This is a genomic window from Roseinatronobacter sp. (assembly GCF_051859525.1).
Lineage (GTDB): Bacteria > Pseudomonadota > Alphaproteobacteria > Rhodobacterales > Rhodobacteraceae > Roseinatronobacter.
This window is the reverse complement of sequence record NZ_JBHYFM010000016.1, coordinates 1-24,075: the sequence shown is the minus strand read 5'-3', so window position 1 is coordinate 24,075 and position 24,075 is coordinate 1. Positions and strand designations below refer to the sequence as shown.

19 protein-coding genes are annotated in these 24,075 nt (G+C 62.5%); 12 read left to right on the top strand and 7 right to left on the bottom strand.

Annotated elements, in window-relative coordinates:
* Positions 1 to 42 precede the first annotated feature (42 nt).
* Genes ACTIE1_RS12020 through bchF form a run of 4 tightly spaced genes read right to left on the bottom strand, consistent with a single transcriptional unit; the run spans position 43 to position 6,949 of the window.
* Positions 43 to 3,594 (bottom strand): magnesium chelatase subunit H, encoded by a 3,552-nt coding sequence (locus ACTIE1_RS12020; RefSeq protein WP_439562593.1) that lies wholly within the window; start codon positions 3,592 to 3,594, stop codon positions 43 to 45.
* A complete protein-coding gene (bchB, locus tag ACTIE1_RS12015) occupies positions 3,584 to 5,146 on the bottom strand; it encodes a ferredoxin:protochlorophyllide reductase (ATP-dependent) subunit B (protein WP_439562594.1) in 1,563 nt (520 codons plus the stop codon). The genes ACTIE1_RS12020 and bchB overlap by 11 nt, the downstream gene beginning before the upstream one ends.
* 46 nt (positions 5,147 to 5,192) lie before the next feature.
* On the bottom strand, positions 5,193 to 6,482 hold the full coding sequence (locus ACTIE1_RS12010) for a ferredoxin:protochlorophyllide reductase (ATP-dependent) subunit N (protein WP_439562595.1): 1,290 nt from the start codon (positions 6,480 to 6,482) through the stop codon (positions 5,193 to 5,195).
* A complete protein-coding gene (gene bchF / locus ACTIE1_RS12005) occupies positions 6,482 to 6,949 on the bottom strand; it encodes a 2-vinyl bacteriochlorophyllide hydratase (protein WP_439562596.1) in 468 nt (155 codons plus the stop codon). Before bchF ends, ACTIE1_RS12010 begins: the two co-directional genes overlap by 1 nt.
* Before the next feature lie 338 nt (positions 6,950 to 7,287).
* Here bchF and ACTIE1_RS12000 point away from each other — a divergent pair, with 338 nt between their 5' ends.
* The 8 genes from ACTIE1_RS12000 to idi all read left to right on the top strand — a co-directional run bounded on the left by ACTIE1_RS12000 (position 7,288) and on the right by idi (position 15,985).
* Positions 7,288 to 8,085: a cobalamin B12-binding domain-containing protein gene (locus tag ACTIE1_RS12000; RefSeq protein WP_439562597.1), complete on the top strand. Its 798-nt coding sequence runs from the start codon at positions 7,288 to 7,290 to the stop codon at positions 8,083 to 8,085.
* A gap of 63 nt (positions 8,086 to 8,148) precedes the next feature.
* Positions 8,149 to 9,576 carry a transcriptional regulator PpsR gene (ppsR, locus tag ACTIE1_RS11995; protein WP_439562598.1) on the top strand — a complete coding sequence of 476 codons (1,428 nt, stop codon included), beginning with the start codon at positions 8,149 to 8,151 and terminating at the stop codon, positions 9,574 to 9,576.
* 169 nt (positions 9,577 to 9,745) lie between these two features.
* Positions 9,746 to 11,437 (top strand): magnesium-protoporphyrin IX monomethyl ester anaerobic oxidative cyclase, encoded by a 1,692-nt coding sequence (gene bchE, locus ACTIE1_RS11990; protein WP_439562599.1) that lies wholly within the window; start codon positions 9,746 to 9,748, stop codon positions 11,435 to 11,437.
* Between the two features lie 5 nt (positions 11,438 to 11,442).
* Positions 11,443 to 12,030 carry a bacteriochlorophyll 4-vinyl reductase gene (gene bchJ / locus ACTIE1_RS11985; protein WP_439562641.1) on the top strand — a complete coding sequence of 196 codons (588 nt, stop codon included), beginning with the start codon at positions 11,443 to 11,445 and terminating at the stop codon, positions 12,028 to 12,030.
* Between the two features lie 39 nt (positions 12,031 to 12,069).
* Positions 12,070 to 12,990: a chlorophyll synthase ChlG gene (gene chlG / locus ACTIE1_RS11980; protein WP_439562600.1), complete on the top strand. Its 921-nt coding sequence runs from the start codon at positions 12,070 to 12,072 to the stop codon at positions 12,988 to 12,990.
* Positions 12,987 to 14,258, top strand: coding sequence for a BCD family MFS transporter (locus tag ACTIE1_RS11975; protein ID WP_439562601.1), 1,272 nt, complete (start codon positions 12,987 to 12,989; stop codon positions 14,256 to 14,258). The genes chlG and ACTIE1_RS11975 overlap by 4 nt, the downstream gene beginning before the upstream one ends.
* 3 nt (positions 14,259 to 14,261) lie before the next feature.
* The gene (locus ACTIE1_RS11970) at positions 14,262 to 15,443 is read left to right on the top strand and encodes a geranylgeranyl diphosphate reductase (protein ID WP_439562602.1); all 1,182 of its coding nucleotides are present in this window, start codon (positions 14,262 to 14,264) and stop codon (positions 15,441 to 15,443) included.
* Positions 15,440 to 15,985 carry an isopentenyl-diphosphate Delta-isomerase gene (gene idi, locus ACTIE1_RS11965; RefSeq protein WP_439562603.1) on the top strand — a complete coding sequence of 182 codons (546 nt, stop codon included), beginning with the start codon at positions 15,440 to 15,442 and terminating at the stop codon, positions 15,983 to 15,985. Before ACTIE1_RS11970 ends, idi begins: the two co-directional genes overlap by 4 nt.
* 129 nt (positions 15,986 to 16,114) lie before the next feature.
* Here the strand turns inward: idi and tspO are convergent, their stop codons facing one another.
* The 3 genes from tspO to ACTIE1_RS11950 form a co-directional block, all read right to left on the bottom strand.
* On the bottom strand, positions 16,115 to 16,573 hold the full coding sequence (tspO, locus tag ACTIE1_RS11960) for a tryptophan-rich sensory protein TspO (protein WP_439562604.1): 459 nt from the start codon (positions 16,571 to 16,573) through the stop codon (positions 16,115 to 16,117).
* A 135-nt stretch (positions 16,574 to 16,708) separates the two neighbouring features.
* Positions 16,709 to 17,761, bottom strand: a complete 1,053-nt coding sequence (gene crtB, locus ACTIE1_RS11955; protein ID WP_439562605.1) for a 15-cis-phytoene synthase — start codon at positions 17,759 to 17,761, stop codon at positions 16,709 to 16,711.
* A complete protein-coding gene (locus ACTIE1_RS11950) occupies positions 17,758 to 19,311 on the bottom strand; it encodes a phytoene desaturase (RefSeq protein WP_439563419.1) in 1,554 nt (517 codons plus the stop codon). Before ACTIE1_RS11950 ends, crtB begins: the two co-directional genes overlap by 4 nt.
* Positions 19,312 to 19,426: 115 nt before the next feature.
* Between ACTIE1_RS11950 and crtA the strand changes: the two genes are divergently transcribed.
* From crtA to bchO, 4 genes are read left to right on the top strand one after another with little or no spacing between them, the layout of a single operon-like run.
* Positions 19,427 to 20,134 (top strand): spheroidene monooxygenase, encoded by a 708-nt coding sequence (gene crtA, locus ACTIE1_RS11945; protein ID WP_439562607.1) that lies wholly within the window; start codon positions 19,427 to 19,429, stop codon positions 20,132 to 20,134.
* Entirely contained in the window at positions 20,131 to 21,132 is a 1,002-nt protein-coding gene (bchI, locus tag ACTIE1_RS11940) for a magnesium chelatase ATPase subunit I (protein WP_439562608.1), read from the top strand. Before crtA ends, bchI begins: the two co-directional genes overlap by 4 nt.
* Positions 21,133 to 21,188: 56 nt before the next feature.
* A complete protein-coding gene (locus ACTIE1_RS11935; protein ID WP_439563418.1) occupies positions 21,189 to 22,862 on the top strand; it encodes a magnesium chelatase subunit D in 1,674 nt (557 codons plus the stop codon).
* Between the two features lie 3 nt (positions 22,863 to 22,865).
* Positions 22,866 to 23,762 carry an alpha/beta fold hydrolase BchO gene (gene bchO / locus ACTIE1_RS11930; protein ID WP_439562610.1) on the top strand — a complete coding sequence of 299 codons (897 nt, stop codon included), beginning with the start codon at positions 22,866 to 22,868 and terminating at the stop codon, positions 23,760 to 23,762.
* Positions 23,763 to 24,075 lie beyond the last annotated feature (313 nt).

The following is a 24,075-nucleotide window of genomic DNA, read 5'->3' as shown; positions in this document are numbered from 1 at the left end:
CCCCTGTGCCCTTTGCGGGACTGGCGATGCGGGTGGGGGTGCTCATTCGGCGGCAATCCCTTCCACGCGGTCTTCGATCTCGTCGGCGGCGTTTTGCAGTGCGGCCAGTGTGGCGGCATCCGGCTGCCAGTAGTCACGCTCGCCCGCCTCGATCAGGCGTCCGGCAAGGCGTGCGCTGGCTTGCGGGTTCATATCCGCCAGTCGTCTGCGCATCACCTCGTCCAGCACGAAGGTCTCGGACAGGCGTTGATAGACCCATGGATCGACCTTGCCGGTGGTGGCCGACCAGCCCAGTGTGTTGGTCACATGGGCCTCGATCTGGCGCACCCCTTCGGATTTATGCACCAAAAGCGCCTCATAGAATTTCGGGTTCAGGCTGCGCGAACGTGTTTCCAGTGCGATCTGGTCGCGCAGGCTGCGGACCTTGCCGCTGCCCTTGGTCTGATCACCGATATAGACGGGGGTGTCGGCGCCGCCGCGCGCACGTTTGATGGCGCGTGCAATCCCGCCAAGGGTGTCGAAATAATGGTCTACGCTGGTGACGCCCAGTTCAACGGATTCAAGGTTCTGATAGGCCAGATCCACAGTTTTCAACGTCGCCTTCAGCAGGTCCGGCTGGGCCTTGGCCTTGCCGTTCACCCCGTAGGCAAAACCCTTGCGCGCCTGATAGGCGTCGGCCAACTCGTCCTCGTGCCCGAATGCGGAACTGTCGACAAGCTGGTTTACATTGGACCCGTAGGCCCCTTCGGCATTGGAAAACACGCGCAGGGCCGCGGTTTCCATGTCTATGCCCAACTCGGCCGCAGTGGCGCGGGCATTGGCGCGGATGAAATTCTGCGAGTCGTGCTCATCGGCCATGGCGGCTTTCAGCGCCGCTTCGGCCAGCAGGCGGGTTTGCAGCGGCAACAGGTCGCGGAAAATGCCCGACAGGGTCATCACCACGTCAATGCGCGGGCGGCCCAGTTCGGACAGCGGGATCAGGTCAGCGCCTGACAGGCGGCCATAGGCATCAAAACGCGGGCGCGCGCCGATCAGCGCCAGCGCCTGCGCAATTGGTCCACCGTCGGATTTAATATTGTCGGACCCCCACAGCACCATTGCGACAGACCGCGGGATGCTGCGATGGGCGTCAATCAGCTTTTGCGCCTGAACAGCCCCTTCGCGCAGGGCAAAGGCCGTTGGCATGCGGAACGGGTCAAAGGCGTGAATATTGCGCCCCGTGGGCACGATCTGGGGCGCGCGGATCAGGTCGCCGCCCGGAACGGGCGCAATATAGCCCGCGCCAAGCGCGTGCAGCAGACCGCGCATTTCGTGATCGCCTGCCAGATCGGTATCCATGCGGGCGCGGGTGTCGTCATCGGCATCGACCATCGCCAGCAGCCGGGCGCGGTCGGGCGCGTCCAGTGCGCGGCCCATAACGTGCAACCCTTCGGGAATCAGGGCGTTTTCCAGTTCCAGCAGCTTCAGCCACAGCGTTGCCGGCGCGCCCGACAGGTCCAGCGCTGCGGCCTGTTCGGCAATCAGCGCGTCCAGTTCGGCGCGCGCGCCGGCATCTGTCTTGCGCCAGCGTTGCAGGCTGTCCTTCAGGTCTTGCAGGCCCTTATACAGGCCCGCCGCCGCGACAGGTGGCGTCAGGTGGGTGATTGTCACCGCGTTTGAACGGCGCTTGGCCAGGCTTGCCTCGGACGGGTTATTGGCCGCATACAGATAGATATTGGGCAGGTTGCCGATCAGCCGGTCCGGCCAGCAGCCCGCGCCCACGCCTGCCTGTTTGCCGGGCATGAATTCCAGCGCGCCATGCATGCCGAAATGCAGCACGGCATCGGCATTGAACTGGTTGCGTAGCCACAGATAGAAGGTCGCGAAGGCGTGGGTCGGCGCAAAGCCCTTCTCGAACAGCAGGCGCATCGGGTCGCCCTCATAGCCGAAAACGGGTTGAATCCCGACAAAGATATTGCCGAATTGCGCGCCCAGAACGAACACATTGCGCCCGTCCGACTGCGCGCGCCCCGGTGCGGGGCCCCAGACGGCCTCAATCTCGGGCAGCCATGGGGTATTGGCGACAATCTGGTCGGCGCTGACATGGGCGCAGACATTCGCAGGCTGGCCATAGCGCTGGGCATTGCCCTCCAGCACCATCGCGCGCAGGGCGTCCACACTGTCGGGCGGGGTCAGGTCATAGCCATCGCGGGCCATGGCATGCAAGGTGTTGAACAGGCTTTCAAATACCGACAGATAGGCGGCAGTGCCCACTGCACCGGCATTGGGCGGAAAACCGTATAGCACGATTGCGACCTTGCGCTGTGCAATGTCACTGCGGCGCAGGCGCACCATGCGGGCGACCTTATCGGCCAGTGCGCAAATACGTTCAGGGCAAGGGGCCATGGCCTTGGCGGTGGTGTCGGGCGCGGGCTTGCAGGCATGGGCGCAGCCGGTGCAGCCGTCCGGGGCATGCCGTCCGGCAAACACTGTGGGGCAGGTGGCCCCGTCAATTTCGGGCAAGGCAATCAGCATGGTGGTTTCCACCGGACCCAAGCCCCCGCCGGATGATGCCCATTGCCCAAGTGTCTGGAATTCAAGCGGATGGGCGACCATATAGGGCACATCAAGCGCCTTCAGGACCGATACGGCGGCGGGGCTGTCATTATAGGCAGGCCCCCCCACAAGGCTGAACCCTGTCAGGGACAAAAGCGTGTCCACGCGCCCTTGATGGAATGCCTCGATCGCGGGGCGACCGTCCAGCCCGCCAGCGAAGGCGGGAATGACATTCAGCCCCTGTGCCTCCAATGCGCGGATCACGGCGTCATAATGCGCCGTGTCCGACGCCAGAATATATGACCGCATCAGCAACAGCCCGACAGTGCCGCGCGCGTCGCGGCGCGTGGGTAATGCGGCGGGGTCGGTGGTCATGCGTGCGGGCAGATCGGGGTGATACAGGCCCAGTTCGGGGTAGTCGACAGGCGCTTTTGCGGTAATGCCCGACCATTCCGGCCGTGTGGCATAGCGCGAAATCAGAAAACGCATCATCGATTCAATATTGTCGTCCGACCCGCCCAGCCAGTACTGCATGGACAGGAACCATGCGCGCAGATCCTGCGCCTTGCCGGGAATGAAGCGCAGGATTTTCGGCAGGCGGCGCAGCAAGGTCATCTGCTTCTCGCCGGACGCGGGTTTTCCCTTGTCGCCACCGCCGCGCAGTTTCTTCATGATTTTGGCCAGACCTGTGGCGGGTCTGGACATGTCCAGATCGCCCATGTTTGTCAGTTTCACGATCTGGGGGTCGGCGATCACACCGACAAAAGCGTCGCAACGTGCGCGCGCGGCCTGCAATTCGGGCAGGCAGGCGGTGACATGTTCCTCGATGAACAGCAGGTTGGCCACGACAATATCGGCGGCGTTGATCGCGGCCTTGGCCCGCGCCAGCGCGTCAGGGTCTTCGGCCCATTCGGCCGCGGCGTGAATGGAGATTTCCAGCCCCGGAAAATCTTGCCGGAGTTTGGGCAAAACACGCTCGGCGGGGCCAGCGGCATGTGCGTCAAGTGTGACAATGACGAAACGGTAAGGCAGGGGCTGGGTGTGGCGACTATCGAGCATAATGGGCCTTTGCCTCGTAAAGCGTATCGACCGAAATTTCGCTGATGCCCTTTTGCTGCGCGAAGGTTTCCGTATTGCGCCGTGCCTTGCCGCGCACAAAGAACGGAATTTTCCGCAATTCGCGTTCGGCGCAGGACAGCCAGACGATATTGTCCAGCGACGGGGGGGCGGATGGCGGGGGCGTCGAGCCCCCTTCATCCGCGGCCGCAGGGGCGGCGGGCGCGCTTTGGGGCAGGGGTTGCGCCCTGGCCCCGTGATGGGACGGGCCAGCGGCGTCGTGAAACTCGAAATCGTCGCGGAACATGTGCAGCAGGTGTTCTTCCAGCCCCATGACCAGCGGGTGAACCCATGTGTCAAACAGGACATTCGCGCCTTCAAACCCCATTTGCGGCGAATAGCGCGCGGGGAAGTCCTGCACATGCACGGGCGCGGAAATGACCGCACAGGGAATGCCAAGGCGTTTGCCGATATGGCGTTCCATCTGGGTGCCAAGGATCATTTCGGGGGCGGCGGCCTCGATTGCGGCCTCGACCTCCAGATAATCATCGGTGATCAGCGCGCTAAGGCCGAATTCCTGCGCAAGGGCGCGCAGGGGACGGGCCTGTTCGCGGTTGTAGCAGCCCATGCCGCAAACCTCAAAACCCATCTCGTCGCGCGCGACGCGGGCTGCGGCCATGACATGGGTGCCATCGCCGAACAGGAACACCCGCTTGCCGTGAAGATAGGTCGAATCGACCGAGGCGGCCCACCATGGCTGGCGCAGGCGCGTCTCGTCTACAGGCAGGGTGCTGCCCGACAGCGCACGCAGTTCATCAATGAAGGCGCGGGTGGCGTGCGCCCCGATGGGGATGGTTCTGGTATAGGGCTGGCCCAGTTCCTTTTCGCACCAGCGCGCGGCAGATTCGGCCGTTTCGGGATAGAGCAGCACATTGAAATGGGCAGCCCCCATGCGGGCAATGTCGGCAGGGCTGGCGCCCATGGGCGCTGCCACATTGACCGCAATGCCCATTTCGGACAGCAGCGCGGTAATTTCCGCCAGATCGTCGCGGTGCCGGAACCCCAATGCCGTGGGGCCGAGTATGTTGCAGCTTACGCGTGCGCTGCGGGCCACGGGTTTGGCAAGATGGCGGCAGAGTTGCAAGAAGGCTTCATCCGCGCCGAAATTCTCCTTGCGCTGGTAGCTGGGCAAATCCAGCGCGACAACCGGAACGGGCAGGCCCATGGTTTCCGCCAGCCCGCCGGGATCATCCTGAATAAGTTCCGCGGTGCAAGAGGCCGCGACCATAATGGCCTGAGGCTGGAAACGGTCATGGGCGTCTTGACAGGCGGATTTGAACAAACCCGCCGTATCAGCCCCCAGATCGCGCGCCTGAAAGGTGGTGTAGCTGACAGGCGGGCGGTGGTTGCGCCGTTCGATCATTGTGAACAGCAGGTCTGCATAGGTGTCGCCCTGCGGCGCATGCAGCACCATATGCAGATCGCGCATTCCTGTGGCCACGCGCATCGCGCCGACATGCGGCGGGCCTTCATATGTCCAGACCGCCAGCTTCATGTCTGCTGTCCTGATTTGAGTATTTCTGGCAAGATGAAGGCGGCGGTCATTCGGCGGCCTCCTGAAAGTTGGGGTGCTGGCGGGCGAGGGCTGCGCGGCGGCGCAGCGGGCGAGCGAAAAGTGCGGCCAGATCACCGGCCTGTTCAAAGAAATGCACAGGCGTGAAGACCAGCTCGATCGCCCATTTGGTGGCCAGCCCTTCGGCTTCCAGCGGATTGGCAAGGCCCAGGCCGCATACGGTCAGGTCGGGGCGCGCGGCGCGCACACGGTCCAGCTGGCGGTCCACGTCCTGCCCTTCGGACAGGGTGGGGCCTGCGGCGATCAGCGCCAGTTCGGGGCCGTGCAATTCGGAATGCAGATAGGGCGTGCCGATTTCCACGGCCGTCATGCCGCATTCGCGCGTCAGAAAACGGGCCAAAGGCACTTCAAGCTGGCTGTCGGGCATGAAGAACACCCGTTTGCCGCGCAGGGTGGCGGCCGCAGCGGCAATGGATTTTTCGGCGCGGGCGCGGGGGGCTGCGGTGACACGGGCCACCACGTCCGGCGCAATGCCGAATTCGGCGGCCACGGCATTCAGCCACAGCATTGTCCCTTCGGCGCCAAACGGGAAGGGGGCGGGGATATGGCGCGCACCACGGCGCAGCAAGGCGGCATGCGTGTCGCCCAGAAACGGTTGGGTCAGGGCAAAGACGGTGTTCGGCCCGATTGCGGGCGTATCCTGCGCGCGGCGCGCAGGCAGGCAGCGCACGGGCGCAATGCCCATCTGGGCCAGCAGATCAAGCGCCTGATCCTCGACCACATCGGGCAAGGCCCCCACCAGCAGAAGTTCCCTTGCCTGTGTGTCGGGCAGCGCGGGCACCATGGACGCCAGACAGGCATCCTCGCCCTGGGTGAAGGTCGTTTCGATGCCCGAGCCCGAGAAATTCAGCACCCGCACATGGGGGGCGTGCTGAATGCTCAGGCGTTCTGCGGCGCGCGCAAGGTCCAGCTTGATCACCTCGGACGGGCAGGAGCCGACCAGAAACAGCTGGCGAATATCGGGGCGGCGCGCCAGCAGGCGGCCCACTTCGCGGTCCAGTTCCTGATTGGCATCGGCCATGCCGGCCAGATCTTTTTCTTCCAGAATTGCCGTGCCGAAACGGGGTTCCGCAAAGATCATCACGCCCGCCGCCGATTGCAACAGATGCGCGCAGGTGCGTGAGCCGACAACCAGAAAAAAGGCATCCTGCATTTTGCGGTGCAGCCAGATAATGCCGGTCAGGCCGCAAAACACCTCGCGCTGGCCGCGTTCTTTCAGGACTGGGGCCGATTGGCAGGTTGTGGGGTCCGCGGGCATCAGCAGGCCCCCAATCGCGCGACCCGCAATTTCCACAGAAACTGCGCCGCATTCACGGCATAGGCAATATAGGCCACCAGTGCCAGGGCCATAAGCTGCGCCGGCGCAAGCATGCCTGACACCAGCGCGGCAATATATAGCGTATGTAGCGCGATGACAGCGAAGCTGACCATATCTTCCCAGAAGAACGCATCCGCCAGAAGATACTGGCCGAACACTTCCTTTTCCCAGATCGCGCCGGTGACCATGATGGCATAAAGCGCGAAGGTCTTGATAAGGACCGAAATGGTGGCGGCCATGTAGCCTTCGCCGGTCATGAGATAGCGAACGACCAGCACGACCGAGATCAGGCAGATCAGGAATTGCACAGGCGCCAGCACGGCCTGAACGAATGTCCATCGGGATGCGTCGCGCCGGGCACGTTGTTCAGGCGTATAGAGTTGCCTGTCACCTTGTTGCCGTTGCATTGCGCATCCTCTCTTGATTCCCACTAAAAATACTAACGGCATCAAGGATTGAGTGTCAATTAAAACTTACACATTGCTGCACATGTAAGGTGACACATGTTGAGGGGCGGGTTTCAGTGGTGCGGTCTCAAGGCTTTGATTTATAATGTTAAAATCTTACAAGTCTGGACCTGTTCCCTGTTTTGCGCGGGTGATGTAAGTTTAGTTTGACAATTCAGCATTCAACTGTGACACTGGGTTTGCTTAATATCCAAGATTCAAGGTCATAACGTATTCAGTGCATCACCAGGTTTCTTTGGTCCGTGCGCGTGGTCTTGAAATCTGCCGGGGGGGCAGAGATGGAAGGACTTCGATTAGCGCAGTTTGATGACATGACGTCAGGTCAGGCTGTTGTGCGGCAATTTGCGCTTCGGGTTGTGTCCGAGCTTGTTCAGAAATCCGGCGTCCAGTCGGGTGAACCTGATCGGGATTTGCTGAGTCTGATGGTCAGATTGTCCAAGAATTCAGATCCCGGAATGTTCGCGGCTGTGTATGAGGAAATGAAGCGCAGGCGTGTCTCGGCCGAGCAGATCGTGGATATCTATCTGCCTGCGGCAATTTCAAAATTGGGAAACAGCTGGCACGAGGGCGAGCTGGATATATTTCAGGCGACACTGGCCATGGCGCGCCTGCAATCCTTGCTGCGTGAAATCGCGCTGGCATGGTTCGCAGACAGGACCGGCGATTGCCATGACGGGCGCGTGTTTCTGGTGCTGCCCGCCGGTGAACAGCATAGTCTGGGGGCGATGGTGGCGGCCAATCAGATGCGGCGCTTGGGCATATCGGTCCGTGTCAGCCTGCTGCCGACCGCGCGATCCATCGAGGAGGAATTGTCCGAACACCGCTTTCACGCGGTTTTTGTATCAGCCTCCAACCGCTCTTCGCTAACCCCTTGTGTTGAGTTGATGAAAACGATTCGTGCGCATTCCGGCAGGGATCTGCCGATCGCTTTGGGGGGCGCATTGGTGACATTGTTGCAAAAAGATATGAATTTGCAGCATATCGCGGCAATGGTGGGCGCAAATATCGCCACAACGCATATATCAGAGGCTTTAACTTCCTGCGGTTTGGCCATAAATCACTTAAATGTAAAATAAGTTATATGCCGCGTTATCTGCGCCGCAGGTTTGGGGCAGATTCCAGGAAGGAGCAGGTTTACTGTGTCTAACGAAGGTGCCAGATTCCTTGAAAGCGGCTCTGTCCCTGTGTTCGGCGGGAATTTCTTCTCTGCCGTTCTGACCAGTCTTGCCGATATTTCCCTGCTTATTTCCAAGGAAGCTATTGTTCGGGTCGTTCATGTCAAGCCTGACGCCGTAAGTTTTGACGGGGTGGCATCATGGGTTGGCAAGGACTTTGTGTCCTTGCTGGATTCGGAGAGTGTTCCGAAGTTTCAGGAACGTCTGGCGGATTTGCTGGAACGGGCCGAAAAAGGTGAAACTGTCCCGCCCCGCTGGCTGGAGATTGCGCATCCTGTCAGTTCGGGCCAGACGGTGCCTGTGCGCTATGTCATGCACTGGGTCGAGGAGAGCGGCGAGCTGTTGTTGCTGGGCACCGACCAGCGCCCGGTTCTGGAAATGCAGCAAATGCTGCTGAATGCGCAAATTGCCCTTGAACGCGACTACGAGGCACAGCGCGAAATCGACACGCGCTACCGGTTGCTGATGGATTTCACCACCGATGCCGTTGTGCTGGTCGCGGCGATGTCCGGCCAGATTGTTGACATGAACCATAATGCGGCGGCGCTGTTGGGAAGTGCGCGCGCTGATCTGATCAAGCGTCCCTTCGCCGATCAGTTCGTGGGCCGCGGCAAGGAAGAGTTGATGGCCGCGCTGGATTTGCCCTCCTCGATGGAGGCCTCGCCTGCGATCGAGGTTGAAGCGAAGGCCGAGGCGCGCCGGTTGTTGCTGACACCCAAGATGTTCCGCGCCGCCGGTGAACAGCTTGCCATTATCCGCATCAGCGATGTCGCACAGGGGTCGTCTGCCGACGGGCGGTTGATGACAAACCTGCGGCAGTTGTTCCACCGTGGGGTGGATGCGATTGTGTTCACCGACAAGGAAGGCTTGATCCTTGCGGCCAGTGAAACATTCCTGAACCTGACCGATGCCCCCGGTCTGGCCGCTGTGCGTGGCCGGTCAATGGCCGATTTCCTGACACGCGGCATGGTCGATCTGAAAGTGCTGCTGGACAACGCCCGCCGTGCGGGGCAGTTGCGCATGTATTCGACCAAGCTGAAGACCGATTTTGACGCCCGCGTTTCGGTGGAAATTTCGGCAACATGGCTGGACGACCGCAGTGATCCGGTGCTGGCGCTTATTATCCGCAACGCATCCAACGCGGCAGCGCTGCGGGCGGATAACGCAACACCAGAGGCGAATATGCGCGGTGTGATGGAACTTGTCGGATCATCCACCCTGAAGGACATTGTGTCGGAAACCACCAATGTCATCGAGAAGATCTGCATCGAGACCGCGATTGAACTGACGCGCAACAACCGCGTTGCGGCCGCCGAAATGCTGGGTCTGTCGCGCCAGTCGCTGTATGTGAAGCTGCGCAAATACGGTATACTCAGCCGCGACGAAGCCTGATTGCCCGCATGGCAGCAGTGTTTGCCCGCGACCATTCCTGAACAGGATTATTGCGTTGTGCGGCAGGATATGCGCGCGCAACGACAGCTTTTTTTCCACATACTTGATCTGTGTCAATTGTAATGTACTCATAAACTGTCAACCTGTCGTTACATAACTGGAGGTTGATATGCGAATCGTGTTCGTTCACCCGAATTATCATTCCGGCGGCGCTGAAATCGCGGGCAACTGGCCGCCTGCATGGGTCGCGTATCTGACCGGCTCGCTGAAGGCTGCGGGCTTTGATGATATTCATTTCATCGACGCCATGACCAACCACATCGACAATGACAGCCTGCGCGCGCGTTTGGCCGAACTGAAGCCTGATGTTGTGGGCACAACAGCAATCACACCCGCCATCTATATGGCCGAGGAGGTGTTGCGCATCGCGCAAGAGGTCGCGCCACAGGCCGTCAGGGTGCTGGGCGGCATTCACGCGACATTCATGTATCGTCAGGTCCTGAGCGAGGCGCCATGGATCGATGTGATTGTGCGCGGCGAGGGCGAAGAGATCGTTGTCAACCTGATGCAGGCCATAGAACAGCGGCGCTGGCCTGCGGAGCGGCGCAAAATTCATGGTCTGGCTTTTACGGAAGGCACGGAAATTGTGGCCACGCAGGCGGCATCTACGGTCAGGAATCTGGACGGGATCAAGCCGGACTGGTCGATTCTGGAATGGGACAAATACATCTATGTGCCGCTGAACCGGCGTGTGGCCATTCCCAATATGGCGCGCGGCTGTCCCTTCACCTGTTCCTTTTGCAGCCAGTGGAAATTCTGGCGCGATTACCGTGTGCGCGACCCCATCAAGGTTGTCGATGAAATCGAGGATCTGGTCGAGAACCACGGTGTGGGCTTCTTCATTCTGGCCGATGAGGAACCCACCATCAACCGCCGCAAATTCGTGGAGTTTTGCGAGGAACTGATCCGCCGCGACCTGCCCGCGCGTGTGCAATGGGGCATCAATACCCGCGTCACCGACATCATGCGGGACCGCGAATTGCTGGCGCTGTATCGCAAGGCGGGTCTGGTGCATGTCAGCCTTGGCACCGAAGCTGCTGCGCAGTTGAAGCTGGACCAGTTCAACAAGGAAACCACAGTCGCCGAAAACAAGGAAGCCATCCGCCTGCTGCGCGAGGCCGATATTTTTGTGGAAGCGCAGTTTATCGTCGGGCTGGACAATGAAACCCCCGAAACGCTGGAAGAAACCTATCGCATGGCATGGGACTGGCAGCCTGATCTGGCGAATTGGGCGATGTACACGCCCTGGCCCTTCACGCCGCTGTTTCAGGAATTGCGCGATCAGGTCGAGGTGTTCGATTATTCAAAATACAATTTTGTCACCCCAATCATGAAACCCGCAGCCATGACGCGCGGTGAATTGCTGGACGGGGTGATGAAGAATTACCGCCGCTTCTATATGCAAAAGGCGTTGTTTCATTACCCGTGGCGCGGCACCGGCTACCGGCGGCGGTATTTGCTGGGCTGCTTGAAGGCGTTTCTGAAGGCGGGTGTGGGGCGCACATTCTATGATCTGGGCAAGGCCGGATACTGGGGGCCGCAATCCAAGGACAAGGTTGATTTCCAGTTCGACATGACCCGCACCATTGCCGATGCGCAAATGGCCGACTGGCAGGCCAGCGCCGATGTGAAGGCCAAGGCCGGGGAACGCCGCGCCGCATTGCGCGCCCAGGGCAAGGAACGCGCCGCCGAACGGTCTGCCGTGAAGGCTTGCGGCGGCGGCACTCAGCAGCTTGACGCCCCCCGCCAGTTCCGCATGCCCAACGGGGCAGCCACCGCGCGGATAGAGCCAGCGGAGTGAGCCTTATGACGGCGCAGGCAAGAATTGGGCCGAATGCCGTTTTGCAGCATCTGCCGGTACTGGATGCGCTGATCGGTGAAAACCTGCGCGCGGCATTGCTGCATCGCGCAGGTCTGGATGCGCCGCCCCCCGATGCGGGCATGCTGCACGAGGAGGAGGTCGCAAGGCTGCATCATGCCGTGCGCCTGTTCCTGCCCGCGCAGGCCGCCGCAATCCAGCGCGCAGCTGGCCTGGCGACCGCAAGATACATTCTGGCCAACCGTATACCCCGTGCCGCACAGGCCATAATTCGGGCATTGCCCGCGCCCTTGGGGGCGCGGGTGCTGTCGGCGGCGATTGCGCGTCATGCATGGACATTCGCGGGATCAGGCCGGTTTCGCGTGCAGGGTCATGCGCCGCTATGTTTTGAAATTGCGGATAACCCGCTGGCGCGTCGCGCGTCACCACATCCGGTATGCGACTGGCATGCAGCCGTGTTCGAAGGGCTGTTTGCCGAACTTGTCTGGCCAGATGCAACCGTGACCGAAACGCGGTGTTGTGCCGCCGGTGCGCCAAGCTGTCGTTTCATGATTGCACCGCACGGGCGCAAATAACACTTGATGCAAACAAATATGTCAGGCAAAGTTTACAGTATGAGTGAAGCGAGTCTAGACACCCGATCTGCACGCCGTTCAGGACAGGGCACCCTGCCCAAACCCGCCGCGATGCTGGAGCTTATCAAACCTGTCACATGGTTCCCGCCAATGTGGGCCTATCTGTGCGGTATCATTTCTGTGGGGGTGTGGCCGGACAGTTGGGCGCTGGTGGTGCTGGGGGTGTTGCTGGCCGGTCCCATTGTCTGCGGCATGTCGCAGGCCGCCAATGACTGGTGCGACCGCCATGTGGATGCCATTAACGAACCTGACCGCCCCATCCCGTCCGGGCGCATTCCGGGCCGCTGGGGCCTGTATATCGCGCTGGTCATGTCTGTGCTGGCGCTGGCTGTCGGCTGGCAGTTGGGGCCTTGGGGGTTCGGCGCAACTGTGGTCGGTGTGCTGGCGGCATGGGCCTATTCCGCCGAACCTGTGCGGGCCAAACGGTCAGGCTGGTGGGGTCCGGGGTTGGTGGGCCTAAGCTATGAAGCGCTGCCATGGTTCACGGGCGCCGCCGTCATCGCAGCCGGTGCCCCACGGTTCGAGATTGTGGTGATTGCCGTCCTGTATGGTCTGGGCGCGCATGGCATCATGACAATCAATGATTTCAAGGCGATTGAAGGCGACCGCCAGATGGGTATCCGGTCCCTGCCGGTCACCTTGGGGCCGGTTGATGCGGCAACGGTTGCGGGCACCGTCATGGTGCTGGCGCAACTGATCGTTGTGGTTTTGCTGCTGATCTGGGGCGCGCCGCTGCATGCAGGGGCAATCGCGCTGGGTATTGGTGTCCAGATCTGGGCATTGGGGCGCTGGCGCAGTGATCCCGCGCGCCTTGCGCCATGGTTCAACGGCACGGGGGTCGGTCCCTATGTGCTGGGCATGATGGTTGCGGCCTTCGCGCTGCGGGGGCTGGGGGCATGACGCTGGGCTGGGTGCAGATAGTCCGCCTTGGGCTGGTGCAGGCCTGTCTGGGCGCGATTGTGGTGTTGATGACATCGACCCTGAACCGGCTGATGGTGGTGGAACTGGCGCTGCCGGTCGTGTTGCCCGGTGCATTGGTGGCGCTGCATTACGGGGTGCAGATCACGCGGCCGAACTGGGGCCATCTGGCCGATCAGGGCGGCAACCGCACCCGCTGGATTATCGCCGGTATGGGCATTCTGGCCCTTGGGGGTCTTGGCGCAACGCTGGCCATTCCGGTGTTGGAGGTCAGTTTCGCCCTTGGGCTGGCGCTGTCGGTGCTGGCCTATGCGGTCATCGGGCTGGGGGTGGGCGCTTCGGGCACATCGCTGCTGGCGCTTCTGGCCACGGCCACGGCGGAACACAGGCGCCCTGCTGCGGCGACAATCACATGGCTGATGATGATTGCGGGTATTGCGCTGACGGCAATCATGGCGGGCAGGTATCTGGACCCGTACAGCCCTGCGCGCCTGCTGATGATCGTCGCGGTGATCTGTTCGGGGGCGTTTGTGCTGACTGTTCTGGCGGTTTGGGGGATTGAACGGCAGGTCATTGCCCGCGCAGCACCTGCGCCGATACGTTTTCGGGACGGTATGCGCGACATCTGGGCCGATACCCGCGCGCGGAATTTCACCTTTTTCGTATTCCTGTCGATGACGGCCTATTTCATGCAGGAACTGATTCTGGAACCCTATGCGGGTTTGGTGTTCGGGTTCACACCGGGGCAATCAACACAGATGTCGGGCGCGCAGAATGGCGGTGTGTTTCTGGGCATGGTGCTGGTGGGCGTTGCGGCGACGGGGTTGCGGCTGGGGTCGCTGCGGGTCTGGGTTGTGTGCGGGTGCACGGGGTCCGCGCTGGTGCTGCTGGCGATTGCGGGCGCAAGCCTGTGGGCGCTGCCACTGGTGCCGCTGGTCGTCGCGCTGGGGTTCTTCAACGGGATGTTTGCGGTCGCGGCCATCGGGTCGATGATGCAGCTTGCGGGTGAAGGGCGCGACAAGCGCGAAGGCACGCGCATGGGCCTGTGGGGCGCCAGTCAGGCGATTGCGGCAGGGTTTGGCGGGCTGACAGGGGCTGCGCTGGTTGATCTGGCCCGCACCCTGTTGCCTGTGGCGGACGCATTCGGTGCCGTGTTCCTGTTTCAGGCGATAATTTTCATCGCGTCGGCCCTGCTGGCTGCACGCATCATGACACCGCGCGACACTGCGCTGCTGGTTCCGGGGGAATAAGCGATGGAATATGATGTCTTTGTTGTGGGGGGTGGCCCGTCGGGGGCCACGGCAGCCGATGATCTGGCGCGCGCGGGCCATAAGGTGGCGCTGCTGGACAGGGCGGGGCGCATCAAGCCTTGTGGCGGCGCCATTCCGCCGCGCGCAATCGCGGATTTTGACATCCCCATGACGCAGTTGGTCGCGCAGATCACCACAGCGCGCATGATCTCGCCCACAGGGCGGGCCGTGGATATTCCCATTGAAAACGGGTTTGTCGGCATGGTGGATAGGGAAGATTTTGACGAATTCCTGCGGGTTCGGGCCGCGGCAAACGGGGCCGCGCGGCTGACGGGAACCTTTTTGCGGATAGACCGCGACAAGGACGGCACGCATGTTGTCTGGCGCGACAAGGCCAGCGGAGAGGAGCGGCGCAGCCCCACAAGGCTGGTCATCGGCGCGGATGGCGCGCGGTCCAACGTGGCCCGCGCCGAGGTGCCGGGCGGTGACAGGATTCCGTATGTGATCGCCTATCACGAAATCATCAAGGCCCCACCCGCCAATGACCATTATGACCCCGACCGCTGCGATGTCATCTATGACGGGCGCATCAGTTCGGATTTCTATGGCTGGGTGTTCCCGCATGGAAAACATGCCAGCGTGGGCATGGGCACCGAAATCAACGGCGCGGACCTGAAACAGGCCACGGCGGATCTGCGCGCCATGGCGGGCCTGTCAGGGTGCGAAACCATCCGGCGCGAAGGCGCGCCCATCCCGCTGCGCCCGATGGACCGCTGGGACAATGGCCGCGATGTTGTGCTGGCAGGTGACGCCGCCGGTGTCGTGGCCCCCAGTTCGGGCGAGGGGATCTACTATGCCATGGTCGGCGGACGGGTGGCCGCAACTGCGGCACAGGCGGCGCTGGCCAGTGGCCGCGCGCGTGATCTGGCACTGGCGCGCAAGCTGTTCATGCGCGACCACAAGACCGTGTTCAAGGTCTTGCGTTCCATGCAGGATGCCTATTACAAATCCGACGAACGGCGCGAACGCTTTGTCAGCCTGTGCCATGACATTGACGTGCAGCGCCTGACATTCGAGGCGTATATGAACAAGAAACTGGTGGCCGCCCGCCCGCTGGCGCATATCAAGATCGGGGTGAAGAACCTGCTGCATCTGTCGGGGCTGGTCCGGCCCGGTTTCACATGAGTGGCGCGCTGATTCCCGCATGGGTCGACGGGCACCTGACGCCGGTTGACAAGCTGGAAGTTCACCAGCGCGGACTGAAGCATAAGGCCATTTCGGTCTTTGTGACCGAAGGCGAACGTGTCTTGTTGCAGCGCCGCGCCTTGGGCAAATACCATACCCCCGGTTTGTGGACAAATACCTGCTGCACGCATCCGCATTGGGACGAGGATGACCTGAGCTGCGCCACGCGCCGCTTGCAAGAGGAGTTGGGCATTACCGGATTGCCCCTGACCCATGTTGCCGAAATCGAATACCGCGCCGATGTCGGTGGCGGGCTGGTCGAGCATGAGGTGGTTCAGGTGTTCACCGCGCGCGCCATGGCTGACCTGCGGATCACGCCCAACCCTGACGAGGTGGCGGCGACCGACTGGATCAGCCTGCAGGCCCTGCCTGCCATCGTGGAACGCGCGCCCCAGCGGTTCACACCATGGCTGAAAATCTATCTGCGCGATCACGCGGACAGGATATTCAGCCCCGCGCCGGAATATGCGGGCAACCGCTAGGGCGCCCTGGAGCATGTCGCGTTCATTCGTATTCACGCGACATGCTCTAACTTATTGGTTTCGCATGTTCGAGAAGCTCAAAACCGGTTCCCACTTTTGAGCAACATGCCCCAGCCCCCCCCTCCTGCGTCAGGCAAATTGCGGATTGCGCCGCAACACCGACGCGTTCAGCGCCCCCGCGATAGTCACCCATAGCAGATAGGGGGCCAGCAACATGCCTGCGACCGGATCGAACATCCAGAAACTGACAGTTGTCGCGGCAACGGACAGCCATAGGAAGCACAGCACGACAAGGGCCGCACGCATGCGTTTCAGTCCGAAGAAAACCGGCGACCAAAGTGTATTGAACGCGATCTGCAACGCCCAGAAAGCAAGCGCCTGCGCCGTCCCGTCCAGAAGGCCGATGCGCATGGCGGCGTAGGACATGGCCAGATAAAGCGTTGTCCACACAATCGGGAACATGAAGCCCGGTGGTGTCCAGCGCGGTTTGTCCAGATCATCATACCATTTGCCCGGCTCGAACATTGCGCCTGTGGTGGCGGCGGCGGCTGTGGCCGCAAGGAAGGTCAGAAACAGGAGCCAATCCATAAATATATCATCCTTTGCCACATCTGCGGCTGCGTAAGTGGTTTGACCTAACGGGGCATCCGTTCCGGATGCAAGCCTTTACTTGGGCGCCCTTGCGGGCGCGGCGGGGCATATGGTCCGCTTTCTGTGATCCCGTCAGGCGTTGCGGCGGTATGCTGAAAGGTAATGTTGGCGCGCCGACAAATCTTGTGCGCGCAGGCGGGCCATGGCGTCAATCAGGGTTTGCGAGCGTTGGGTGGCGCCAGTGTCACGGCTGGCGGCATCGACCAGAAAGCGGGTTTCTTGCAGGGGGCGGGCATGTAATGTCGCCGCCTGTGGTTGCATCAGGCTTAACCCCGCCTGCGCGGCAGACAGGGCCAGCCAGCCAAGTTTCTGCCCCTTGCCGGTATAGGCGCGCTGCGTCACGCTGTCATAGCCCGTGGCGCGCAGGGCGCCCCCGATCCCGCAATAGATATGGCGCGCGGCAAATATACCGGGGCGACAGGCCAGCGGAAGCGCTGCAATACCGGCGCTGCCACGGTGGTACAGGTGATCGGCCTTTTGCAGCAGGCGTGCGGCCATGGTGCGTATTTCGGGGGTGGCCGTGGGCGCGCTCAAGAAGCTGTCAGGGCAAAGCTGCGCGTCGTCAAACCACTCCAGCGGCAGATACAGCCGCCCGTTGCGCGCATCCTCGCCAATGTCGCGGGCGATATTGGTCAGTTGCATGGCCACGCCCAGATCGCAGGCGCGCGCCAGCCTGTCGCGGTCGCGCACCCCCATCAGCACGCACATCATGGCCCCCACAACAGCGGCCACGCGCGCGGCATAATCCAGCAGTTCCGAGAATGTGCCAAACCGCCGCCCTTCGGCGTCCCATGCCAGCCCTTCCAGCAGGGCATCGGGCAGGGCGCGCGGCAAATCATGGTGCAGCACCATCGCGGCGAAGGCGCGGTCAATGGGGGCGTCATGGGGCTGGCCAGCATAAGCGCGCTCCAGCCTGTCTTGCAGGTGCAGCACAGCGCGCACCGGATCATGCCCTTCATCGACGGCATCATCCGCGACGCGGCAAAACGCATAGAGCACAAGCGCGGGGTCGCGCAAGCTGGCGGGCAGCAACCGCGAGGCCGCATGAAAACTGCGCGAGCCGGTGCGGATTGCCGCGCGGCAGGCGTCCATGTCGGGCGCAGCGATATAGGGCTGGCCGGTCATTCCGCGGCCACCGGCAAGGCCATGGACGGTGCGGGGTCGGGCACAACCTGCGCCAGCACTTCGGCGCTGCTGATCACACCGGGCAGCCCCGCGCCCGGATGTGTGCCCGCCCCTGCCAGATACAGGCCCGGCACTTCTTCGGAAATATTGTGCGGCCTGAACCACGCGCTTTGCAAAATGCGCGGTTCAATCGAAAACCCCGCCCCCAAGGGCGACAGATAGCGGTCGCGGAAGGTTTCCGGCGTGAAAACAAGGCTTTCGGTAATATGGTCTGACAGGCCGGGCAACAAGCGTTGTTCCAGCATGGCCAGCATCTTGCGGCGGTAGGGGTCCTGTCGGGTTGTCCAGTCCACGCTGTTGTCATGTCCCAGATGCGGCACGGGGCTAAGGACATAGAAGGTATCATCCCCCGCTGGCGCGACCGAGGGGTCGGTGACGGAAGGGCGGTGGACATACAGGCTCATGTCATCGCTCAGGTGGCCGCGAATGAAGATATCCTTGATATGGTCGCGGTATCGCGGACCGACCAGAATGGTATGGTGGCCCACGTCACGCCACATGTTGCGCGTGCCGCGCGTGCCGAAATACCACACGAACAGGCCCATCGACCAGCGGCTGCGTTTCAGCTTCGCGTCAGTCCAGCGTTTGCGGGGCTGGTTGCGCAACAGGCGGGTATAGGTGTGCCCCGCATCTGCGTTGGACACGACAATATCGGCATGCATCACCCTGCCGCCCCGCAGGCGGACACCCGCAGCGCGCCCATCCTGAATGATGATTTCGTCGATTTCCGTGTTCAGCGCAACGGTGCCGCCCTGTGCGCGCACCACATTCGCCATGGCATCCGCAATGGCCTGCACGCCGCCCATCGCGTAATGCACGCCAAACGATTTTTCCAGATGGCTGACAAGAATATACATCGATGTCACGTTGAAAGGATCCCCCCCGATAAACAGCGGGTGAAACGACAGCGCGAAGCGCAGGCGCGGGTCACGCACGCGCGCGGCAGCATGGGCATAAACCGACCTGTCGGCACGCAGCCAGACGAAACGCGGCAACGCCTTGATCAAGTCCCATAGCTGGTGCATGGGGCGGCGGCCCAGATCCTCATAGCCGAACCAGTAGCGCGCTTTCGCGTCCTTCAGGAACTTGCGATAGCCCGCCAGATCATCGGGTGACAGGCGCGCGACTTCGGCTTCCATCGCGTCATCGTCCTGAACTGCGGCAAAGCTGGACCCGTCCGGCCAGCGGATTTCATAAAACGGGGTCATGGGCTTCAGCGTCACATCGCGGTCGAAATCGCGCCCGCAGGCGGCCCATAATTCCCGCAGCCCCTGCGGCACAGTTACAATGGTGGGGCCAAGGTCGAATCTGTGCCCGCCTTGTGTGATGGAAGATCCGCGCCCGCCGGGCCTGTCCAGCCGGTCAACCACGCTGACGCAGTAGCCTTTGGCGCCCAGTCGCATGGCCGCAGCCAGCCCGCCCAATCCCGCGCCAATGACAATGGCGTGGTGCGGTGCGTCAGAATCAGACATGTGCGCTTCCCGTTTCATAGTGTTGATGTCAGCTTACACAGATGCAAACTGTCAATCAAGGTTTACATTCTTATTCTTTACACTCTGCCTGTAATGTGACAACTTAAGTTTACACTTGCGGACGGGAATCGCTATGCAAACGATCACGCTCAGCCTTTTCCGGTTTGACCGGACGGCCACACGGCTTTGGGTTCTGGCCCGGATGCTGGCCACGCGCAGGGCACTTGCGCGCCAGTCGGGGCTGGAGTTCTGGAAGATCTGCGGCTCTGGCACGGGGCAGGGGTTCACACCCCGCCCGAATTGGGGCGTGTGGGCAATTCTGGGGGTCTGGGGCACGCAGAATGCCGCGCGACAAGGGCTGTCGGGCGACGCCTTCGCGCGGTGGCGGGCGCGCGCGGATGAATGCTATACGCTGTTTCTGGAACCCTATGCCGCGCGGGGGCGCTGGTCCGGTCAGGCCCCGTTTCGCCCCGAAGGCGGCGCTGATGGCCCTGTTGCCGCGATGACGCGCGCCAGTGTGCGTCCGGCGCGGGCGTTGCGCTTCTGGGGGCAGGTGCCGGATATTTCCGCCAAGGTGGGGACCGACCCCAATGTCATGTTCAAGATTGGTATCGGGGAAATGCCGCTGCTGCGTCAGGTCACATTCTCGGTCTGGCCCGATGCGGACAGCATGGCCGGATTTGCCCGTCGTGGACCGCACCAGCAGGCCATCCGCGCCGTGCGGAATGAACGCTGGTTTACCGAAGAACTTTACGCCCGTTTCCGCATTTCCGCGCGCATGGGCACATGGCAGGGCCGCGATCCGCTGGACCCTGCAGCACTTATTCAGGAGGCCGCATGACGCCTTATCCCTTCTCTGCCATTGTCGGGCAGGACGAAATGAAAACCGCGATGATCCTGACTGCGATCGACCCCAGAATCGGGGGTGTACTGGTGTTCGGGGATCGTGGCACCGGAAAATCAACGGCGGTGCGCGCGCTTGCGGCGTTGTTGCCGCCCATTGACATGGTTGCGGGGTGCCCATGCAATTCCGCCACACTGGCCGAATGCCCCGACTGGGCAGGCATAACACAGACCGATATTGTCACACGCCCCACGCCGGTTGTGGATATGCCCCTTGGTGTCAGCGAGGATCGCGTAACCGGGGCGCTGGATATTGAACGCGCCCTGACGCGCGGTGAAAAGGCGTTTCAGGCGGGACTGCTGGCGCGGGCCAATCGCGGGTATCTGTATATCGACGAAGTGAACCTGCTGGAGGACCATATCGTCGATCTGTTGCTGGATGTCGCGCAGTCGGGCGAAAACGTGGTCGAACGCGAAGGGCTGTCCATTCGCCACCCTGCACGGTTCGTGCTGGTGGGGTCGGGCAACCCCGAAGAAGGTGAATTGCGCCCGCAATTGCTGGACCGTTTCGGCCTGTCGGTCGAAGTGACAAGCCCCAAGGATATTGAAACCCGTATCGAGGTGATGCGCAGGCGCGATGCCTATGAAAACGACCATGCGGCGTTTATGGCGCATTGGCAGTCCGAGGATGCGGATCTGCGCGCGCAGATCCTTGCGGCGCGCGCGGCGCTTGCGGGGGTGCAGGTGTCGAATGTGGCGCTGCATGATTGCGCGTCGGTGTGTCTGGCGCTTGGGTCTGACGGGTTGCGGGGGGAATTGACATTGCTGGCCGCGGCGCGTGCCATGGCGGCCTTTGCGGGCGCGGATGCCGTGTCGCGCGCCCATATTCGTGCGGCCGCGCCCATGGCGCTGCGCCACCGTCTGCGCCGTGATCCGCTGGACGAGGCGGGCACGGGTGCCCGTGTCGCCCGCCAATTGTCAGAGGTGCTGCCCTGACACCCTTTGACGACACCAGCGGCCCGACCGGCCGCCCCGGCCACGGGCCGGACCCCATGGAAGACCCATGGGCGCGTGTCACCCTTGCACTGACATTGCTGGCTGTGGACCCTGCGGGATTGCGCGGGTTGTGGTTGCGGGCGCGGGCAGGCCCTGTGCGCGCGCGTCTGCAAGATGCGCTGGCGGCGTTCGCGCCGCGCAAACTGCACCCCAGTATCAGTGATGACGCGCTTTTTGGCGGGCTGGATCTGGCCGCCACGCTTGGCACGGGCAGAATGCACCACCATGCGGGCCTTCTGGGTGAAGGGGGCATGTGTGTGCTGACCATGGCCGAACGCTGCCCGCCCGCGCTTGCCGTGCGGCTGGGACAGGCGCTTGATGCGCGACCAGACCTTGGGCTGATTGCCCTTGATGAAGCCGCGCAGGACGGTGAAGGGCTGGCGTCCGCATTGTCCGAACGCCTTGGGCTGTTTCTGGATCTGGACGGGGTGGCATGGGCCGATACGGCGCCGTTCGTTCTGCCCATGGACCAGATCACGCAGGCCCGCGGCCGACTGTCGCAGGTCTGTATCACGGATGATATGCGCAAACAGGTCACGGGCGTTGCAGCGGCCCTTGGCATAGACAGTCTGCGCGCGCCGCTGCTTGCGCTGGCTGCCGCGCGGGCGCATGCGGCGTGGCGCGGCCTGTCACGCCCGCAGGCGCAGGATATCGCGCTGGCGGTTGCATTGGTTCTGGGCCACCGCGCCACGATGATGCCCGATGCGCCCCCGCCCGAAAACGAAGACACGCCGCCCCCGCCTGATGATGATACCCCCGCCCCGCAGTCTGAACATGAAAACGCGCAAGACATTCCCGATGATCTGCTGATCGAGGCAGCGCGCGCGGCCTTGCCGGCAGGGTTGCTGGCACGGTTGCAGGCCGGTCGCGTGGCGCGTGCTGCACAGGGCCAGTCCAGTGGCGGGGCCGTGCGCAAGTCCAGACGTCGCGGGCGGCCCCTGCCATCGCGTGCCGGTGCGCCGGATTCGGCTGCGCGGGTGGATGTGGTGGCGACCTTGCGTCAGGCGGCGCCGTGGCAGAAACTGCGCCGCAAGGCACGCCCCGACGCGCCAGCAGGGCGGGTGTTGGTGCACCCGTCCGATATTCGCGTGAAGCAGTTTCGGGCGCAAACCGACCGCGTGCTGATTTTCGTGGTCGATGCATCCGGTTCCAGCGCAATCGCCCGTCTGGCCGAGGCCAAGGGCGCGATAGAATTGATGCTGGCCGATGCCTATGCCACACGCGACCATGTTGCGCTGGTCAGCTTTCGCGGGAGGCAGGCAGCGCTTGAGCTGGCGCCAACGCGGTCGCTGGTTCAGGCCAAACGGCAGCTTGCGGGCCTGCCCGGTGGCGGGGGCACACCGCTTGCGGCAGGGTTGCAGGTGGCCCTTGATGCCGCGCTGCAGGCGCGCAGCCATGGCATGGCACCCACGCTTGCGCTGTTGACCGACGGGCGTGGCAATATCGCGCTGGACGGCAGTGCCGACCGCGCGCAGGCGGGCGCAGATGCCGACAGGCTGGCGCGCGGGATCGCGCAGCATGGCATTCCCGCGCTTGTTATTGATACGGGCCTGCGTCCGAACCTGCATTTGGCCGGTTTGTCCGGCCATATGGGGGCCACACAGATTGCATTGCCACGCGCCGATGCGCGCGCATTATCGGCAACGCTGTCCGCCGCATTCGGGGATTAGGTGATGCGCGCTGTCCCGCAAGACTGGCCATTATGCGAATATTCCCGGCTGATCCGCTGCCGCCCGCATGAATGGCATGTCCAGATTGCGGGCACCGGACCGGATGTGTTGCTGTTGCACGGGGCTGGCGCGTCCGGCCACAGTTTTCACCGCCTTATGGGGCATATACCCGGCTGTCGCCTGATTGTGCCCGACCTGCCCGGTCAGGGGTTCACGCGTGCAGGTGGCGTTATGCGTCTGGGGCTGGATGCCATGGCCGATGATTTGTGCGCGCTGTGCGAGGATCAGGGCTGGCGGCCGGATGCCATTATCGGCCATTCGGCAGGGGCGGCAGTAGCGCTGCGCATGACCGAAATGATGCGTCGGCCCCCGCGTGCCGTAGTGGGGATAAATGCTGCCCTTGGTCCATTTGACGGCTTTGCGGGGTGGCTGTTCCCGAAACTGGCGCGCGCGATGGCGGGCAGCCCCTTCGTTGCCGCGATCGTGACGCGGCTGTCGTCCAAGCGCAAGCAGGTCGAAAAATTACTGGAGGGGACGGGCTCGCCGCTGGATGAAGACGGTGTTGCGCTGTATCAACGCCTTGTCAGCCGCACATCCCATATTGAAGGGACATTGGGCATGATGGCGCAATGGGATCTGGAACCCCTGCTGGAACGCCTGCCGCAAATTACCGTGCCTGCACTGCTGATTGCATCGCGCGGGGATCTGGCGGTTCCGGTGCAGGTGTCGCGTCAGGCCAGCCAGCAACTCGCGCGCGCACAATACGCGGAACTGCCGCAAGGCGGGCATCTGGTGCACGAGGAATACCCCGAAGATGTTGCCGCACTTATCCTGCCATGGCTGGCTGAACATCAGGGCACGCTGCGTGTGGTCCCCGACGGACGGGACACGCCGGACTGACGCCAGTTTCGGCGCTAGGGGGGATGCGGGCAGGGTGTGGGCCTTCGAACTTGGATCAAGCTCGCACCATCGGCAGGCCGCGGGACGGCCGATCCGACATTTGTAGAATGCACTTTATGCAGGCTGCATACTCCGGCGTTAAAAGGCTGGGCCTGCCACCAGCCAAATCGGCAGGCCGCGGGACGGCCCGCCGATGGTGCGGCGGCCTGCGGCCTTGTCCCGCACCTTGGGGGGAATACCCAAGGCCCCCTTCAGGCCGGAAAACAACCTGTCTGTGCCACTCCTTTCCCCTGACCGCTGCATGGCCTAATCG